16 protein-coding genes are annotated in these 17616 nt (G+C 54.6%); 1 reads left to right on the top strand and 15 read right to left on the bottom strand.

Annotated features, from left to right (window positions below; genetic code table 11):
• Positions 1-3 precede the first annotated feature (3 nt).
• From tolQ to sdhC, 14 genes are all read right to left on the bottom strand, one after another.
• The gene (gene tolQ, locus LBF07_RS17650; RefSeq protein ID WP_008501101.1) at positions 4-696 is read right to left on the bottom strand and encodes a Tol-Pal system protein TolQ; all 693 of its coding nucleotides are present in this window, start codon (positions 694-696) and stop codon (positions 4-6) included.
• A complete protein-coding gene (gene ybgC / locus LBF07_RS17645) occupies positions 693-1097 on the bottom strand; it encodes a tol-pal system-associated acyl-CoA thioesterase (RefSeq protein WP_003858593.1) in 405 nt (134 codons plus the stop codon). The genes tolQ and ybgC overlap by 4 nt, the downstream gene beginning before the upstream one ends.
• Positions 1098-1245: 148 nt before the next feature.
• Positions 1246-1536 carry a cyd operon protein YbgE gene (gene ybgE / locus LBF07_RS17640; protein WP_014831116.1) on the bottom strand — a complete coding sequence of 97 codons (291 nt, stop codon included), beginning with the start codon at positions 1534-1536 and terminating at the stop codon, positions 1246-1248.
• On the bottom strand, positions 1536-1649 hold the full coding sequence (gene cydX, locus LBF07_RS17635) for a cytochrome bd-I oxidase subunit CydX (RefSeq protein WP_003858598.1): 114 nt from the start codon (positions 1647-1649) through the stop codon (positions 1536-1538). The genes ybgE and cydX overlap by 1 nt, the downstream gene beginning before the upstream one ends.
• Positions 1650-1663: 14 nt before the next feature.
• Positions 1664-2803, bottom strand: a complete 1140-nt coding sequence (gene cydB / locus LBF07_RS17630; RefSeq protein ID WP_047061368.1) for a cytochrome d ubiquinol oxidase subunit II — start codon at positions 2801-2803, stop codon at positions 1664-1666.
• A gap of 15 nt (positions 2804-2818) precedes the next feature.
• Entirely contained in the window at positions 2819-4387 is a 1569-nt protein-coding gene (cydA, locus tag LBF07_RS17625) for a cytochrome ubiquinol oxidase subunit I (RefSeq protein ID WP_023310795.1), read from the bottom strand.
• A 732-nt stretch (positions 4388-5119) separates the two neighbouring features.
• The gene (sucD, locus tag LBF07_RS17620) at positions 5120-5989 is read right to left on the bottom strand and encodes a succinate--CoA ligase subunit alpha (RefSeq protein ID WP_008501094.1); all 870 of its coding nucleotides are present in this window, start codon (positions 5987-5989) and stop codon (positions 5120-5122) included.
• Positions 5989-7155, bottom strand: a complete 1167-nt coding sequence (gene sucC / locus LBF07_RS17615; RefSeq protein ID WP_023310791.1) for an ADP-forming succinate--CoA ligase subunit beta — start codon at positions 7153-7155, stop codon at positions 5989-5991. Before sucC ends, sucD begins: the two co-directional genes overlap by 1 nt.
• Positions 7156-7238: 83 nt before the next feature.
• Positions 7239-8459, bottom strand: a complete 1221-nt coding sequence (odhB, locus tag LBF07_RS17610; RefSeq protein ID WP_008501093.1) for a 2-oxoglutarate dehydrogenase complex dihydrolipoyllysine-residue succinyltransferase — start codon at positions 8457-8459, stop codon at positions 7239-7241.
• Between the two features lie 14 nt (positions 8460-8473).
• Positions 8474-11281 (bottom strand): 2-oxoglutarate dehydrogenase E1 component, encoded by a 2808-nt coding sequence (gene sucA, locus LBF07_RS17605; protein WP_033144953.1) that lies wholly within the window; start codon positions 11279-11281, stop codon positions 8474-8476.
• A gap of 266 nt (positions 11282-11547) precedes the next feature.
• Positions 11548-12264: a succinate dehydrogenase iron-sulfur subunit SdhB gene (gene sdhB / locus LBF07_RS17600; RefSeq protein WP_008501090.1), complete on the bottom strand. Its 717-nt coding sequence runs from the start codon at positions 12262-12264 to the stop codon at positions 11548-11550.
• Positions 12265-12279: 15 nt separating this feature from the next.
• A complete protein-coding gene (gene sdhA, locus LBF07_RS17595; RefSeq protein ID WP_023310789.1) occupies positions 12280-14046 on the bottom strand; it encodes a succinate dehydrogenase flavoprotein subunit in 1767 nt (588 codons plus the stop codon).
• Complete coding sequence (gene sdhD / locus LBF07_RS17590) at positions 14046-14393, bottom strand: succinate dehydrogenase membrane anchor subunit (protein WP_008501088.1); 348 nt, start codon at positions 14391-14393, stop codon at positions 14046-14048. The genes sdhA and sdhD overlap by 1 nt, the downstream gene beginning before the upstream one ends.
• Complete coding sequence (sdhC, locus tag LBF07_RS17585) at positions 14387-14791, bottom strand: succinate dehydrogenase cytochrome b556 subunit (protein WP_020684965.1); 405 nt, start codon at positions 14789-14791, stop codon at positions 14387-14389. Before sdhC ends, sdhD begins: the two co-directional genes overlap by 7 nt.
• Positions 14792-15430: 639 nt before the next feature.
• On the opposite strand from sdhC, the gene LBF07_RS17580 reads away from it, so the two are divergent.
• Entirely contained in the window at positions 15431-16714 is a 1284-nt protein-coding gene (locus LBF07_RS17580; protein WP_023334930.1) for a citrate synthase, read from the top strand.
• A 99-nt stretch (positions 16715-16813) separates the two neighbouring features.
• On the opposite strand, the gene nei is transcribed toward LBF07_RS17580, so the two are convergent.
• Positions 16814-17605 carry an endonuclease VIII gene (gene nei, locus LBF07_RS17575; RefSeq protein ID WP_094934376.1) on the bottom strand — a complete coding sequence of 264 codons (792 nt, stop codon included), beginning with the start codon at positions 17603-17605 and terminating at the stop codon, positions 16814-16816.
• Between the last annotated feature and the right edge of the window lie 11 nt (positions 17606-17616).

Here is a 17616-nt window from a genome sequence, read left to right as displayed (position 1 = left end):
GGTTTACCCCTTGTTGCTCTCGGTGCTGGTAAACGCCTGACGGTGCAGAATCGCAGTGAACTCTTCCATAAAGTTGTCGTAGTTCAGTTCCAGTTTGTTCACGCGCTGGTTCAGACGGTTATAAGCCATAACCGCAGGAATTGCCGCAAACAGACCGATAGCGGTCGCAATCAGTGCTTCAGCGATACCCGGTGCAACCATCTGCAACGTCGCCTGCTTCACCGCGCCCAGCGCGATAAAGGCGTGCATGATCCCCCACACGGTACCAAACAGGCCGATATACGGGCTGATGGAACCGACAGTGCCGAGGAATGGAATATGCGTTTCGAGATTTTCCAGCTCACGGTTCATAGAGATACGCATCGCACGCGAGGCACCTTCTACAACCGCTTCCGGCGCATGATTGTTTGCACGATGCAGACGAGCAAACTCTTTGAAACCGCTATAAAAAATTTGCTCGGAGCCTGTAAGGTTTTCACGGCGTCCCTGGCTTTCCTGATAAAGACGAGAAAGCTCAATACCCGACCAGAACTTATCTTCAAACGCTTCAGCTTCACGGCCAGCGGCATTGAGGATACGCGTTCTCTGGATGATGATGGCCCAGGATGCGATTGAAAAACCAATCAAAATCAACATGATAAGTTTAACCAGAAGGCTTGCCTTCAGGAACAAATCAAGGATATTCATGTCAGTCACTGCTTAAACTCCGCGACAATAGACTTAGGAAGCGCACGAGGCTTCATTATGGTTGGATCAACACAAACAATCAGCACTTCAGCTGAGTTCAGTACGGTATTCTCTGCGTTGACTATCCGCTGCGTGAAAACCAGTGAGGTCCCGCGCATTGATGTAATTTCAGTTTGGACTTCGAGCATATCGTCGAGTCTGGCAGGCGCAAAATACTCAAGCGTCATCTTGCGTACCACGAAGGCAACTCGCTCAGCCAACAGCACCTGTTGACTAAAGTGATGATGGCGCAGCATCTCTGTGCGTGCCCGTTCATAAAAAGCAACGTAGCTGGCGTGGTAAACCACACCACCGGCATCGGTATCTTCGTAATAGACACGAACCGGCCATCGAAACAGCGTTGTATTCACTTTACATCCCGGTAATGCAACAAAAGTTAATGCTTTTAAACTTCGCTACTATACGCGCGGGAAAGAGGGTTGGGAATGGGAGAAAGTAAACGGAGAGTAAATTTTTATGGGCTCGGGTAAGCCCATAACGTTAACGGACATTTCTTATTCAGAAGAAGAAGAAAATCAAACCGGCGAGAAGCACCAGATCGGCAATCAGCGGGCAAAAAATTCCCTGCCAGTGAATGGCTTTCGGACGAAAGCCGACGCCGTGGATCACACCTGCACAGACCGCCCACATAATGAGAAAGCCGTGCCAGATTTCAAGCTCGCTGGTTTTCGCTGCAAAGCGCGAAGGGTCCCAGAAGATACAACCTGCCAGCAGTAATGCCATCACTAAAGAAAGCGCCCGTAACGGGCGCTTGTCCATTACCGCGTAAAGCGTCGCGATAATATTCATCAGTGTTTTTCTTCACCCGCTTTGGTCGCTTCGACGTGCTCAAGCGCCAGGGCAGTGATGACACCAAATGCACAGGCAAGAAGCGTCCCTAAAATCCATGCGAAATACCACATATTCAGCTCCTTACTTAGTACATAGAGTGGGTGTTGCTTTCGATATGTTCTTTAGTGATGCGACCGAACATTTTCCAGTAACACCAGGTGGTGTAGAGCAGGATAATCGGTACGAACACGCAAGCAACATACGTCATCAGGTTCAGCGTCAGCTGGCTGGACGTTGCGTCCCACATGGTCAGGCTAGCATTCAGCATGGTGCTGGATGGCATGACGAATGGGAACATCGCAATACCCGCCGTCAGGATGATGCACGCCAGGGTCAGCGAAGAGAACACGAACGCCAGCGCGCCTTTCTCCAGACGAGACGTCAACACGGTCAGCAGCGGCAGCAATACGCCCAGAGCCGGGATCGCCCACAGCGCAGGGGTGTTATTGAAGTTCACCAGCCATGCGCCAGCCTGACGCGCCACTTCTTTGGTCAGCGGATTAGACGGTGCCGAGTGGTTAATTGCAGAGGTCACCACATAACCATCAATGCCGTACACCACCCACACACCGGCCAGTGCGAAGCAGACCAGCGTTACCAGCGCAGCGACCTGAGCCGTCGCGCGAGAACGCAGGTGCAGTTCACCAACCGTACGCATCTGCAGATAGGTTGCGCCCTGAGTGATGATCATCGCCACGCTCACCACGCCGGCCAGCAGGCCAAACGGATTCAGCAGCTGGAAGAAGTTACCGGTGTAGTAAAGACGCATGTATTCGTCCAGGTGGAACGGTACGCCCTGCAGCAGGTTACCGAACGCCACGCCGATCACCAGCGGTGGAACGAAGCTACCGATGAAGATGCCCCAGTCCCACATGTTGCGCCAGCGGGTGTCTTCAATCTTGGAACGGTAGTCGAAACCAACCGGACGGAAGAATAAAGAGGCCAGCACCAGAATCATCGCCACGTAGAAGCCGGAGAACGCAGCCGCGTAGACCATCGGCCAGGCAGCGAACAGCGCGCCGCCAGCGGTGATCAGCCACACCTGGTTACCGTCCCAGTGAGGGGCGATGGAGTTGATCATGATTCGACGCTCGGTGTCATTACGACCGAGGAAACGGGTGAGCATCCCCACCCCCATGTCGAAACCATCCGTGACGGCAAAACCGATCAGCAGAACGCCAACCAGCAGCCACCAGATAAAACGCAATACTTCATAATCGATCATTTGATGACTCCTGTCTTAGCGTGCCGGCTGAGTAGTCGCAGTGGACTGCTCGTAGTGATAGCGACCGGTTTTCAGGCTGCTTGGGCCAAGGCGCGCGAACTTGAACATCAGGAACAGTTCAGCCACCAGGAACAGGGTGTACAGACCACAAATCAGCAGCATGGAGAAGATCAGGTCGCCCGCTGTCAGGGACGAGTTCGCTACCGCCGTTGGCAGTACCTCACCAATCGCCCATGGCTGACGGCCGTACTCCGCAACAAACCAGCCGGATTCAATCGCGATCCACGGCAGTGGAATACCGTACAGCGCGGTGCGCAGCAGCCATTTTTTCTCGCCGATGCGGTTACGAATCACGGACCAGAAGGACGCCGCAATGATCAGCAGCATGATGATGCCGCAGCCCACCATGATACGGAATGCGAAGTACAGTGGCGCAACGCGTGGAATCGAGTCTTTGGTTGCCATCTGGATCTGCGCTTCTGTCGCATCAGAAACGTTCGGGGTATAACGCTTCAGCAGCAAACCGTAACCCAGATCTTTCTTCACGTTGTTGAACTGGTCGCGAACGGCCTGGTCGGTAGAACCGGCACGCAGCTGTTCCAGCAGCGAGTAGGCTTTCATACCGTTACGGATACGCTCTTCGTGCTGAACCATCAGCTCTTTCAGACCGGTCACCTGCTTATCAACAGAACGGGTGGCGATGATACCCAGCGCATAAGGGATCTGAATGGCGAAGCGGTTTTCCTGCGCGTCCTGATCCGGAATACCGAACAGCGTAAAGGCAGCAGGCGCCGGTTGGGTTTCCCATTCGGCTTCGATGGCGGCCAGTTTGGTTTTCTGCACGTCACCCATTTCGTAACCGGATTCATCACCCAGAACGATAACAGAGAGGATTGCAGCCATACCGAAGCTTGCAGCGATAGCAAAGGAGCGCTTAGCAAAGGCGAAGTCACGACCGCGCAGCATGTAGTAAGAACTGATGCCCAGTACAAACATCGCGCCGCACACGTAGCCAGAGGCGACGGTGTGAACGAATTTAACCTGCGCAACCGGGTTCAGGACCAGCTCGGCAAAGCTGACCATCTCCATACGCATGGTTTCGAAGTTGAAATCAGACGCGATAGGGTTCTGCATCCAGCCGTTCGCCACCAGAATCCACAGCGCGGACAGGTTCGAACCTAATGCCACCAGCCAGGTCACCGCCATATGCTGGACTTTACCCAGACGGTCCCAGCCGAAGAAGAACAGACCTACAAAGGTGGATTCGAGGAAGAATGCCATCAGACCTTCAATGGCCAGCGGCGCACCGAAGATATCCCCTACATAGTGGGAATAGTAAGACCAGTTAGTCCCGAACTGGAACTCCATGGTCAAACCGGTTGCCACGCCCAGCGCGAAGTTGATACCAAACAACTTGCCCCAGAACTTGGTCATATCTTTATAAATCTGTTTGCCGGAGAGAACGTATACCGTTTCCATAATGGCCAGCAGGAACGCCATACCGAGCGTCAGTGGCACAAACAGGAAGTGGTACATCGCGGTCAAGGCAAACTGTAAGCGCGACAGTTCGACTATATCTAACATCATGACTCCTTGCTCATCGCATGAAGACTCCGAGAGTGAACCCCGTCAGAGAGAGATCCACACGCATGCCCCAATACAAATTATTCGCATCCTTGTCGTCGTTATTACCCTGAAGGAGGATAAAAACGATGACGTGAGGTTACAAATACGTTAATAAAAAACTCAAATTGATCCCGCAAATATAATACGCTGCAAAACCCTTACAATAAACAGGTTTTTATTGAATCACATTTACGTTTTTCGACGGCGATCAATTTATAGCAAAATTACCACTTTTCGGCCATTTTGATCGGGGACAATTTACCGCCTTTTGATGGGTTTTTCCAAGGATTAAACATTGATTTAAATCAAAAACAATCCGTTGTGTTAAATGTGTTTTGATGCGGTGAACATAGTAAAAACCATGTTAAAGATATGTATATAAAATACAATTAAGGTTATCAAGTCGATTGATGAATATAAACAGAAGTGATTTTTATTAACTCAGAAGCCCGAATGCCTAATTTATTCAGGACATAAATTTTAGTGCGTTTTTCGTTTTTTTCCATCCGCTCTCTTTAAGGTAAATAAATAACAATTATTTTACTTTTATCCCCCTCTCTAATTAACACCATTTAGTGACTATTGCATGACGCCCGGCAGGCAATAAAAAAGGCCGCTTTACAGCGGCCAACCATGTCGAAACGGACATTTTTATACTTCAACGCCCCCCTTTCGGGGAGCAGAGAGGACTTACTTAATGATGGATTTCAGTGCTTCGCCGATATCCGCCAGGCTGCGAACGGTTTTCACGCCTGCGGCTTCCAGCGCTGCGAATTTCTCATCAGCCGTACCTTTACCACCGGCAATGATCGCGCCTGCGTGACCCATACGCTTGCCTTTCGGCGCGGTCACACCCGCGATGTAACCGACAACTGGCTTGGTCACGTGTTCTTTGATGTAAGCAGCGGCTTCTTCTTCCGCGCTACCACCGATCTCACCGATCATCACGATCGCTTCGGTCTGTGGATCTTCCTGGAACAGCTTCAGGATGTCGATGAAGTTAGAGCCCGGGATCGGGTCACCGCCGATGCCCACGCAGGTGGACTGGCCGAAGCCGTAATCGGTGGTCTGCTTAACGGCTTCATAGGTCAGCGTACCGGAACGGGACACGATGCCCACTTTACCCGGCTTGTGAATGTGGCCCGGCATGATGCCGATTTTGCATTCGCCCGGGGTGATAACGCCAGGGCAGTTCGGGCCGATCATGCGCACGCCTGCTTCATCCAGCTTCACCTTCACGGTCAGCATATCCAGCGTCGGGATGCCTTCAGTGATGGTGATGATCAGCTTGATGCCTGCGTCGATCGCTTCCAGAATGGAGTCTTTGCAGAACGGTGCCGGAACGTAGATCACGGTCGCGGTTGCGCCCGTCGCTTCAACGGCTTCACGCACGGTGTTGAATACCGGCAGGCCCAGATGCGTGGTGCCGCCTTTACCTGGCGTTACGCCGCCAACCATCTGCGTGCCGTAGGCAATCGCCTGTTCGGAGTGGAAAGTCCCCTGGCTACCGGTGAAGCCCTGGCAGATAACCTTGGTATCTTTATTAATTAAAACTGACATTATTTCCCCTCCACTGCGGCAACAACCTGCTGAGCTGCATCCGTCAGACTTTTCGCTGCAATAATATTCAGGCCGCTGTCAGCCAGTTTTTTCGCGCCGAGTTCAGCGTTGTTACCTTCCAGACGCACAACCACCGGAACGTTAACACCCACTTCTTCTACCGCACCGATGATTCCGTCGGCGATCAGGTCGCAACGAACGATGCCGCCGAAGATGTTAACCAGAACGGCCTTCACGTTGTCGTCAGAGAGGATGATTTTGAACGCTTCGGTTACGCGCTCTTTGGTTGCGCCACCGCCTACGTCGAGGAAGTTTGCTGGCTCACCGCCGTGCAGCTTAACGATGTCCATGGTGCCCATTGCCAGGCCCGCACCGTTAACCATGCAGCCGATGTTGCCGTCCAGCGCCACGTAGTTCAGCTCCCACTGTGCAGCCTGCGCTTCACGCGGATCTTCCTGAGACTGGTCGCGCATTTCGCGCAGATCGGACTGGCGGAACAGCGCGTTGCCGTCAGCGCCCAGCTTGCCGTCGAGGCAGATCAGGTCGCCCTGGGTGGTGATCACCAGCGGGTTGATCTCGATCAGCGCCAGGTCGCGCTCCAGGAAGATGTTCGCCAGACCCATGAAGATCTTGGTGAACTGCTGAACCAGCTTGCCTTCCAGGCCCAGTTTGAACGCCAGCTCGCGACCCTGGTAAGGCATTGGGCCTGCCAACGGATCGATTGCCACTTTGTGGATCAGGTGCGGGGTTTCTTCCGCCACCTTTTCGATTTCCACGCCGCCTTCGGTAGACGCCATGAACACCACGCGACGGGAGCTACGGTCAACAACCGCGCCCAGGTACAGTTCTTTCGCGATGTCGGTCGCCGCTTCAACCAGGATCTGGTTAACCGGCTGGCCGTTCGCATCTGTCTGGTACGTTACCAGACGCTTGCCGAGCCAATGTTCAGCAAACGCACGAATCTCTTCTTTGCTCTTAACAACCTTCACACCGCCCGCTTTACCACGGCCACCAGCGTGAACCTGACACTTAACTACCCAAGGGCCGGAACCGATTTTAGATGCGGCTTCTTCTGCTTCACGCGGGGTAGTACAGGCATAACCCACCGGAGCCGGTAAGCCATACCGGGCAAACAGCTGTTTGGCCTGATATTCATGTAAGTTCATGTGTTCTATCCATCCTTCAGGTAATCGTTAGGTCGTGCTTTTATTGGCCCGGCAGCCATACGCCGCCGGGCAAGACTGCAAAACTAGACGTCCAGCAGCAGACGGGTTGGATCTTCCAGCAGCTCTTTAATCGCGACCAGGAAGCCCACGGACTCGCGGCCGTCGATCAGGCGGTGATCGTATGAGAGCGCCAGGTACATCATCGGCAGGATCTCAACTTTACCGTCTACCGCCATCGGGCGATCTTTAATGGCATGCATACCCAGGATCGCGCTCTGCGGCGGGTTAATGATCGGGGTAGACATCAGCGAGCCGAATACGCCGCCGTTGGTAATGGTGAAGTTACCGCCGGTCAGGTCGTCTACGGTCAGCTTGCCGTCGCGGCCTTTAACAGCCAGCTCTTTAATGTTTTTCTCGATGTCAGCCATACCCAGGGTATCCACATCACGCAGAACCGGGGTGACCAGGCCGCGTGGAGTAGAAACCGCCATGCTGACGTCGAAATAGTTGTGGTAAACCACGTCATCGCCATCGATAGACGCGTTCACTTCCGGGTAGCGTTTCAGCGCTTCAACTACCGCCTTCACGTAGAAGGACATAAAGCCCAGACGGATACCGTGACGTTTTTCAAACGCGTCACCGTACTGCTTGCGCAGGTCCATGATTGGCTTCATGTTCACTTCGTTGAAGGTGGTCAGCATCGCGGTGGAGTTTTTCGCTTCCAGCAGACGCTCGGCCACGCGCTTGCGCAGGCGAGTCATTGGCACGCGTTTTTCGCTGCGGGCACCCAGAGCAGGCTGCGCTGCTGGTGCTGCCGCAGGGGCTTTCGCTTCTGCCTGAGCAGGCGCTTTCGCAAGGTGTTTGTCGATGTCTTCGCGGGTCAGACGACCGCCCACACCGGTGCCTTTGATGGCTGCCGGGTCGAGGCTGTGTTCAGCCAGCAGGCGACGGATCGCCGGGCTGAGGGCATCGTTAGACTGTTCTTCCAGAGAAGCCTGCTGGCGCTGAGCCGGCGTAGAGGCTTTCTCTTCAGATTTCGCGCTGGACTCTTTGCCCGCGCTGTTGCCTTCACGCAGGCGACCCAGGATCTGACGAGAGGTTACGGTGGTACCTTCATCTTCCAGCACCGCGTCCAGAACGCCATCCGCCGAAGCCGGTACTTCCAGTACCACTTTGTCAGTTTCGATTTCTACCAGCACTTCATCGCGCTTAACGGCATCGCCTGGTTTTTTGTGCCAGGTAGCGACGGTCGCATCTGCTACGGATTCAGGCAGGTCGGGAACAAGAATATCTACGCTACTCATTTTGTATCCTTTAATTAATCGACGTTCAGCGCGTCATTGACCAGATCTTGTTGCTGCTTCTGGTGAACGGACATATACCCTACCGCCGGAGAGGCGGAGGCCGGGCGACCTGCATAACGCAGGGCTGACCCAAATGGAATCACTTCACGGAAATGATGCTGGCTGCAGTACCATGCGCCCTGGTTGAGCGGCTCTTCCTGGCACCAGACAAAATCATGTACGTGAGCATATTGTTTCAGCACTTCCTGCATCGCCTGATGCGGGAACGGATAAAGCTGTTCGATACGCACGATGGCGACATCTTTCTGATCGTTCTTGCGGCGCTGTTCCAGCAGGTCGTAATAAACCTTACCAGAACACATCACCACGCGCTTCACGCCCTGCGGATCCAGCTCGTCAATTTCACCGATGGCTGGCAGGAAGGTTCCGTTCGCCAGTTCTTCCAGGCTCGACACCGCCAGCGGGTGACGCAGCAGGGATTTCGGCGACATCACCACCAGCGGACGGCGCATACCGCGCAGCGCCTGACGACGCAGCATGTGGTAGACCTGAGCCGGGGTGGACGGCACGCAGACCTGCATGTTCTGCTCGGCGCAGAGCTGCAGATAACGTTCCAGACGCGCGGAGGAGTGCTCCGGACCCTGACCTTCATAACCGTGCGGCAGCAGCATCACCAGGCCACACATGCGGCCCCACTTCTGCTCGCCGGAGGAGATGAACTGGTCGATAACCACCTGCGCGCCGTTGGCGAAGTCACCGAACTGCGCTTCCCAGATGGTCAGGGTGCGTGGTTCAGCGGTGGCATAACCGTATTCGAAGGCCAGAACCGCTTCTTCAGACAGCACGGAGTCCCAGACCTTGAACTGGCCCTGACCGTTGTGCACGTGCTGCAGCGGGGTGTAGGTTGAACCGTTGGACTGGTTGTGAACAACCGCGTGACGGTGGAAGAAGGTCCCACGGCCCGCATCTTCACCGGACAGACGAACAGGAATGCCTTCGTCAACCAGCGTTGCGTAAGCCAGCGTTTCCGCGCCGCCCCAGTCGAACAGCTTCTCGCCTGCCGCCATGGACTGACGGTCAGCGTAAATTTTCGCCACGCGAGACTGCATCTCGATAGCGTCCGGTACGGTGCTGATGCGTTTAGCCAGCTCCTGCAGGCGCTTCATCTCAACCTTGTTCGGGTAGCTCTCATCCCACTCGTGGTTGAGGTACGGCGACCAGGTAAAGGAGTGCATGTTCATCGGGCGCAGTTCTTTCACCACGCATTCACCCGCATCCAGCGCGTCGCGGTAGAGGTTGACCATTTCGGTCGCATCTTCCAGCGTCGTCACTTTGTCGCTCTCCAGCTTGTCAGCATAGATTTTGCGCGGGGTCGGGTGTTTTTTGATTTTCTGATACATCAACGGCTGGGTTGCACTTGGCTCGTCCGCTTCGTTGTGGCCGTGACGGCGGTAGCAGAAGAGGTCAATGAACACATCGCGTTTAAAGGTATTACGGAAGTCCAGCGCCAGACGGGTAACGAAAGCAACGGCTTCCGGGTCATCCGCGTTAACGTGGAAGATTGGCGCCTGCACCATCTTACCGATGTCGGTGCAGTACGGGGTAGAACGCGCGTCCAGCGGGTTAGAGGTGGTGAAGCCCACCTGGTTGTTGATCACGATGCGAACGGTACCGCCCACTTCATAACCACGCGCTTTCGACATGTTCAGGGTTTCCTGAACCACGCCCTGCCCTGTTACCGCCGCATCGCCGTGGATGGTAATTGGCAGAACTTTATTGCTGCTCGGCTCGTCCAGACGATCCAGACGCGCACGCACGGAACCGATAACCACCGGGCTAACGATTTCCAGGTGTGACGGGTTAAACGCCAGCGCCAGGTGAACCAGACCGCCTTCGGTTTCGATATCCGACGAGAAGCCCATGTGGTACTTCACGTCGCCGGTGCCGAGGTGTTCTTTATGTTTGCCCGCGAATTCGTCGAACAGGTCCTGCGGTTTTTTACCCAGCACGTTGACCAGCACGTTCAGACGACCACGGTGCGCCATGCCCAGTACCACTTCACGGGTGCCGCTCTTTCCTGCGTGACGAATCAGCTCTTTGAGCATCGGCACCAGCGCGTCGCCGCCTTCCAGCGAGAAGCGTTTTGCGCCCGGGAATTTCGCGCCCAGATAGCGCTCAAGCCCTTCCGCTGCGGTCAGTTCGTTCAGGAAGCGTTTTTTCTCGTCAGCCGAGAAGGTCGCGTGGCCCGCTACGGATTCGATGCGCTGCTGGATCCAGCGTTTCTCTTCGGTAGAGGTAATGTGCATGTATTCCGCGCCGATGGAGCCGCAGTAGGTTTGCTTGAGCGCGTCAATCAGATCGCCCAGCTTCATCGTGTCTTTGCCGATGGCAAAGGAACCTACGTTAAAGCTTTCCTGGAAATCGGCCTCGGTCAGATCGTGATACGCCGGATCGAGATCGGCCACACGGTCTTGCTGCCACAGTCCCAGCGGATCGAGATTCGCATGCTGGTGACCGCGGAAGCGATAAGCGTTGATAAGCTGCAGGACTTTAACCTGCTTCGCATTAGTGTCAGGGTCGGAAATCGCAGAAGAGTAACGTGAGGCATCCTTCGCCAGACGACGGAAATAATCACGTGTTTTGGAATGGAATTGATCCGGTTTGACCCCTGTGCCAGGCAACTGCTGGAACATGGAACGCCAGTTTGCGTCCACTGAGTCAGGATCGGTTAAGAAGTCTTCATAGAGCTGTTCAATCCAGCTCTGGTTCGCACCAGAAAGGAAAGAAGAGTCCAGCCAGGCTTTCATTGCGCCGTTCTGCATCGTGATCCCTTAAGCATTTTTATGCTTACTTTCGCCGTAGAAACTACCACGCACACCACGTGTACGTGCCGGGGTTCACCTGCGAGCTCTTTGTGGCCCGCGAAGGAACCTTTAGAAACTGTCTAAGGGTCTTTACCCTCACCCCTACCCTCTCCCTAAGGGAGAGGGGGAATGCCGTCGGCAGTTTTTAAAGATTTCCTGCAATCTGTCCCCTCTCCCTTAGGGAGAGGGTTAGGGTGAGGGGAACAGCGCTCCCCTCTCGCTACTTACGCACTGCGCTGCAGCAGCATCGACTTAATATGGCCGATGGCGCGCGTCGGGTTCAGCCCCTTCGGACACACACTGACGCAGTTCATGATGCTATGGCAGCGGAATACGCTGAAAGCGTCACTCAGCCCTTCCAGACGGCTATCGGTTTCGGTGTCGCGGCTATCGATCAGGAAGCGATAGGCAGCCAGCAGACCGGCCGGGCCGATAAACTTGTCCGGGTTCCACCAGAACGACGGGCAGGACGTTGAACAGCATGCGCAGAGAATACACTCGTACAACCCATCGAGTTTTTCACGCTGCTCAGGAGACTGTAAGTGCTCGCGAGCGGGTGGATTTTGCCCATTATTCAATAAGTAAGGCTTAATCTTCTCATATTGTGCATAGAATTGCCCCATGTCTACCACCAAATCACGCACGACCGGCAGGCCTGGCAGAGGACGGATAACAATTTTCTGACCAGGACGCTGCAGCGCTGAAATTGGCGTGATGCAGGCCAGGCCATTTTTGCCGTTCATGTTCACACCGTCAGAGCCACAAACCCCTTCACGGCAGGAGCGGCGGAACGACAGCGTAGGATCTTTTTCTTTCAGCTGGATTAACGCATCCAGCAGCATCATGTCGCGACCTTCTTCCGCTTCCAGGGTGTAGTCCTGCATACGCGGAGCGTCATCAACATCCGGGTTATAACGATAAACTGAGAATTCGAGTTTCATTATCCTGTCTCCGCATTAGTAAGTACGAATCTTCGGCGGGAACGCCGGACGCAGTTTCGGTTCCATGTTGACGCTACGACGCGTCATGGATTCCGACTCTGGCAGATACAGGGAATGGCACAGCCAGTTTTCGTCATCACGATCCGGGAAGTCGAAGCGGCTATGCGCGCCACGGCTTTCGGTACGGAAGTTTGCCGACATCGCCGTCGCGAACGCGGTTTCCATCAGGTTATCCAGCTCCAGGCACTCAACGCGCTGGGTGTTGAATTCGCTGGAGGTGTCGTCCAGACGGGCATTTTTCAGACGCTCGCGGATCGCTTTCAGCTGCTCAAGACCTTTGGCCATCGCGTCGCCTTCGCGGAATACCGAGAAGTTGTGCTGCATGCATTCCTGCAGCGCTTTACGGATTTCCACCGGATCTTCGCCGTTACGGTTACCGTTCCAGCGGTTGAGGCGCTCAAGAGAGGCATCAATTTCGTCGTCGGTCGCGTCACGCAGCGCGCCCTGCTCGGCAATGGATTCCTGCAGATGCAGACCGACTGCACGACCAAACACCACCAGGTCCAGCAGGGAGTTGCCGCCCAGACGGTTTGCACCGTGTACGGATACGCAGGCAATTTCGCCTACCGCGAACAGGCCAGGAATGACCACGTCTTCGCCCTGCTCGTTTACGGTCAGCGCCTGACCGGTCACTTTGGTCGGAATACCGCCCATCATGTAGTGGCAGGTTGGGATAACCGGAATCGGCTCTTTCACCGGGTCGACGTGTGCGAAGGTGCGGGACAGTTCCAGGATGCCCGGCAGACGGGACTCCAGAACTTCTTTACCCAGATGGTCGAGCTTCAGCTTCGCGTGTGGACCCCATGGGCCGTCACAGCCGCGGCCTTCACGGATTTCGATCATGATGGAACGCGCCACCACGTCACGACCCGCCAGGTCTTTCGCATTCGGGGCATAACGCTCCATGAAGCGCTCGCCGTGCTTGTTCAGCAGGTAGCCACCTTCACCGCGGCAGCCTTCTGTTACCAGAACGCCCGCACCGGCGATACCGGTTGGGTGGAACTGCCACATCTCCATATCCTGCACCGGCACGCCCGCGCGGATAGCCATACCGACGCCGTCACCGGTATTGATGTGGGCGTTGGTGGTGGACTGATAGATACGGCCTGCGCCGCCGGTAGCCAGCACGGTAGCGCGGGCTTTGAAGTAAACCACTTCACCGGTTTCGATGCACAGCGCGGTACAGCCGACGATTGCGCCATCGGCGTTTTTCACCAGATCCAGCGCGTACCACTCGGAGAAGATGGTGGTATGGTTTTTCAGGTTCTGCTGATACAGGGTGTGCAGCAGTGCGTGACCGGTACGGTCAGCCGCCGCCGCGGTACGTGCCGCCTGCTCGCCGCCGAAGTTTTTCGACTGGCCGCCAAACGGACGCTGATAGATGGTGCCATTTTCCAGACGGGAGAACGGCAGACCCATGTGGTCCAGCTCCAGAATCGCTTCCGGGCCGGTTTTACACATATATTCGATGGCATCCTGGTCGCCGATGTAGTCGGAACCTTTTACCGTGTCGTACATGTGCCATTCCCAGTTATCTTCATGGGAGTTGCCCAGCGCAACGGTGATACCGCCCTGCGCAGACACAGTGTGGGAACGGGTCGGGAAAACTTTAGAGAGCAGCGCACAGGTCTGGCCGCTCTGGGAAATTTGCAGTGCGGCACGCATACCTGCGCCACCGGCACCAATTACAACAGCATCAAATTCTCTGACTGGCAGTTTCATTACACACCCCACACCACAACGAATCCATAAATAACGTAAACCACCAGTGCAACAACAATGGCCAGCTGCAGTGGAAGGCGAATCGCCAGCGGTTTAACGTAATCGGTCAACACCTGCCACATGCCAATCCAGGCATGAATAAGGATGGAGAACAGAGCCAGCAGGGTGAACACTTTGGTGAAGGCGGATCCGAAGAACCCACTCCAGATTTCCCACGTCAGCGTGCCGCTGGTCGCGAAGAAACCGATCATATAGATGATGTAAAGAGTGAGAACGATGGCGGTAGCACGGACCAGAATGAAGTCATGTACGCCGTTGCGTCCTAATGCGGAGGCGTTGCTTACCATACGAGAACTCCTGCGAGAAGTGAAAGCACGACAGTAATCACAAATGAAATGTTAGCGGAGCGTTTCCCGGCTTCGAAAGTCTCTTCCAGGTAGCCAAAGTCCATCAGCATATGGCGAACACCGACGACGACGTGGTACGCCAGCGCGGTCAGAATGCCCCACATGATGAATTTCACGAAGAAGCTGTTCATGATGGCGGAGGCCTGGAGGAATCCTTCAGGGGAAGAGAGGCTGGTGCCCAGTAACCACAGCAAAATACCGACCGCCACAAACGTAATCACACCAGAAACACGGTGCAGAATGGACGCTATTGCTGTTACAGGGAACCGGATCGTTTTGAGATCCAGATTGACAGGTCTTTGTTTTTTCACATTTCTTATCATGAATAACGCCCACATGCTGTTCTTATTGTTTCCTTCCTCCGGACTGCGATGCGGGTCAAGCAGCGTTCCTTTTCTATAACTGCGCGTCATGCATAACACTGCTTCCAGATGCTTAAACGACACGTTACAACGCTGGGTGGCTCGGGATTGCAGGGTGTTCCGGAGACCTGGCGGCAGTATAGGCCGTTCACAAAATCATTACAATTAACCTACATACAGTTTGTCGGGTTTTCTCTGGAACAGTGATCAGGGTCACGATAACAACATCTTTTTAATTTTTAATCATCTGATTTGACAAATGTTAAACAATATTGTTACAAACATCATCAGAAAAGGCATATAATGCGCAAAAGTTATGAGGTCTCTCTTTCACCTGACAAATAGTTATGTAACAGTGTGATGGTATTGACCGAAGTTATCAGGACAGTTATTAGTGATATACAGGTTTGAATAATTCGGACTGCAAAAACGCTGATTTGCTGTTGTTTCACTGATATTTCATTCGTTTACCTGCAAGGCGCCATAGCTCTGTACCCTGGTTTGTCCTCGTGAGCTGAGCGGTAAGCCAAATAACAATCTGGTAACGGTGATTAACAGCTGAAAGCAAATCCGGTAAAGCGCAGTCTTAAGCATAAGGCGCTAAGGAGACCGTAAATGGCTGATACAAAGGCAACGCTCACCCTAAATGGTGACACTGCTATTGAACTGGATGTGCTAAAAGGCACGCTCGGTCAGGATGTTATTGATATCCGTACGCTGGGTTCTAAAGGTGTGTTCACCTTTGACCCTGGATTTACCTCTACCGCATCTTGCGAATCCAAAATCACCTACATTGACGGTGACGAAGGTATCCTGCTCCATCGCGGCTTCCCCATCGATCAGTTAGCCACCGAATCCAACTATCTGGAAGTGTGCTACATCCTGCTGAACGGCGAAAAACCGACGCAGGCGCAGTACGATGAATTCAAAACCACCGTGACCCGTCACACCATGATCCATGAGCAGATTACCCGTCTGTTCCATGCGTTCCGCCGTGACTCTCACCCGATGGCGGTGATGTGCGGGATTACCGGTGCGCTGGCGGCGTTCTACCACGACTCCCTTGACGTGAATAACCCACGTCACCGTGATATCGCGGCGTTCCGCCTGCTGTCCAAAATGCCTACCATGGCGGCGATGTGCTACAAATACTCCATCGGCCAGCCGTTTGTGTATCCGCGCAACGACCTCTCCTACGCGGGTAACTTCCTGCGCATGATGTTCTCCACGCCGTGCGAAGAGTACGAAGTGAACCCGGTGCTGGAACGCGCGATGGACCGTATTCTGATCCTGCACGCTGACCACGAACAGAACGCCTCTACCTCTACCGTCCGTACCGCGGGCTCTTCAGGCGCGAACCCGTTCGCCTGTATCGCTGCGGGCATCGCCTCCCTGTGGGGACCGGCGCACGGCGGCGCGAACGAAGCGGCACTGAAGATGCTGGAAGAGATCAGCACCGTTGAGCACATTCCTGAGTTCGTGCGTCGTGCGAAAGACAAGAATGACTCCTTCCGCCTGATGGGCTTCGGTCACCGTGTTTACAAAAACTACGACCCGCGCGCTACCGTCATGCGTGAGACCTGCCACGAAGTGCTGAAAGAGCTGGGTACCAAAGATGACCTGCTGGAAGTGGCGATGGAGCTGGAACACATCGCGCTGAACGACCCGTACTTCATCGAGAAGAAACTCTACCCGAACGTCGATTTCTACTCTGGCATTATTCTGAAAGCGATGGGCATTCCGTCTTCCATGTTCACCGTGATCTTCGCCATGGCCCGTACCGTAGGCTGGATTGCGCACTGGAACGAAATGCACAGCGAAGGCATGAAAATCGCCCGTCCTCGTCAGCTGTACACCGGCTACGAGCAGCGTGATTTTAAGTCTGATATTAAGCGCTAACAGAAGTTGGGTGCGGCCTGGTGCCCTCACCCCGGCCCTCTCCCACAGGGAGAGGGTGAAAACCTTAAAAACGGTAACCCATGGGTTACCGTTTTACTTTTATTTCTGGCAGTGCGGGCACCAGTAAAAGGGTCTCGAAGAGAGCATAATTCTGTCAATAATTCCGCCGCATCGCTCGCACTTTTTCCCCGCCCGATGAAACACCTTGAACCGGAACAGCGCCCCATGATGCGTGTTCTCATCCACCACGCCGCGCGTGTTGTACGACAGCCGCGGAATATCCAGCAGCGCGTGGGATAACGCCTCCAGCTGTTCATCGCTCAGCTGAGACGCTTTATGCTGCGGCGCCAGCCCGACTTCCCAGAGGATCTCTACCCGCAGGTAGTTACCCAGCCCGGCCAGAAAGGCCTGGTCGAGGAACAGACCGGAAAACTGTCGGTTACGGAATTTAGGTGATAACAGCCGGGCCTTCACGTCGCTTGCCGTCAGGCGCATGTCCAGCACGTCCGGCCCGACCCGCTGCAGGAACGGGTGCGTCAGCAGCTGCTCCGGCGTTAACATTTCGATATCCGACGCGCTATAGAGCAGGATCGCCTTATCCGCCGTTTGCAGCCTGACGCGCAGCACGCGGGTGGTTTGCGGCTGCTCGTCCGCCTCCACAACCCGCCAGACGCCGTAAAGCTGGTTATGGCTATATAACGTCAGGTTATGGGAAAAGTGCGTGAGCAAGGCCTTGCCGCGCGTTTCAATATGGGTCACCGTCTGGCCCACCAGCTGTGATTCAAACGGTTTCAGTTGAGGAAAAGCAAACCAGACATCCGTCAGGGGTTTGCCCTTTATCGCCGCCTCCAGGCTATCCGCCGCGCGGCGGATCTCCGGACCTTCTGGCATTTTGTGTCCTT

The organism is Enterobacter cloacae complex sp. ECL352 (genome assembly GCF_020149545.1).
Classification (GTDB): domain Bacteria; phylum Pseudomonadota; class Gammaproteobacteria; order Enterobacterales; family Enterobacteriaceae; genus Enterobacter; species Enterobacter asburiae_B.
This window is presented reverse-complemented; position numbering and strand designations above follow the sequence as displayed.

Coding starts and splice junctions, on each gene's coding strand:
- ybgE (WP_014831116.1), bottom strand. CDS start 1,536: ATGAATATTATCGCGACGCTTTACGCGGTAATGGACAAGCGCCCGTTA.
- cydX (WP_003858598.1), bottom strand. CDS start 1,649: ATGTGGTATTTCGCATGGATTTTAGGGACGCTTCTTGCCTGTGCATTT.
- cydB (WP_047061368.1), bottom strand. CDS start 2,803: ATGATCGATTATGAAGTATTGCGTTTTATCTGGTGGCTGCTGGTTGGC.
- cydA (WP_023310795.1), bottom strand. CDS start 4,387: ATGTTAGATATAGTCGAACTGTCGCGCTTACAGTTTGCCTTGACCGCG.
- sucD (WP_008501094.1), bottom strand. CDS start 5,989: ATGTCAGTTTTAATTAATAAAGATACCAAGGTTATCTGCCAGGGCTTC.
- sucC (WP_023310791.1), bottom strand. CDS start 7,155: ATGAACTTACATGAATATCAGGCCAAACAGCTGTTTGCCCGGTATGGC.
- odhB (WP_008501093.1), bottom strand. CDS start 8,459: ATGAGTAGCGTAGATATTCTTGTTCCCGACCTGCCTGAATCCGTAGCA.
- sucA (WP_033144953.1), bottom strand. CDS start 11,281: ATGCAGAACGGCGCAATGAAAGCCTGGCTGGACTCTTCTTTCCTTTCT.
- sdhB (WP_008501090.1), bottom strand. CDS start 12,264: ATGAAACTCGAATTCTCAGTTTATCGTTATAACCCGGATGTTGATGAC.
- sdhA (WP_023310789.1), bottom strand. CDS start 14,046: ATGAAACTGCCAGTCAGAGAATTTGATGCTGTTGTAATTGGTGCCGGT.
- sdhD (WP_008501088.1), bottom strand. CDS start 14,393: ATGGTAAGCAACGCCTCCGCATTAGGACGCAACGGCGTACATGACTTC.
- sdhC (WP_020684965.1), bottom strand. CDS start 14,791: ATGTGGGCGTTATTCATGATAAGAAATGTGAAAAAACAAAGACCTGTC.
- LBF07_RS17580 (WP_023334930.1), top strand. CDS start 15,431: ATGGCTGATACAAAGGCAACGCTCACCCTAAATGGTGACACTGCTATT.
- nei (WP_094934376.1), bottom strand. CDS start 17,605: ATGCCAGAAGGTCCGGAGATCCGCCGCGCGGCGGATAGCCTGGAGGCG.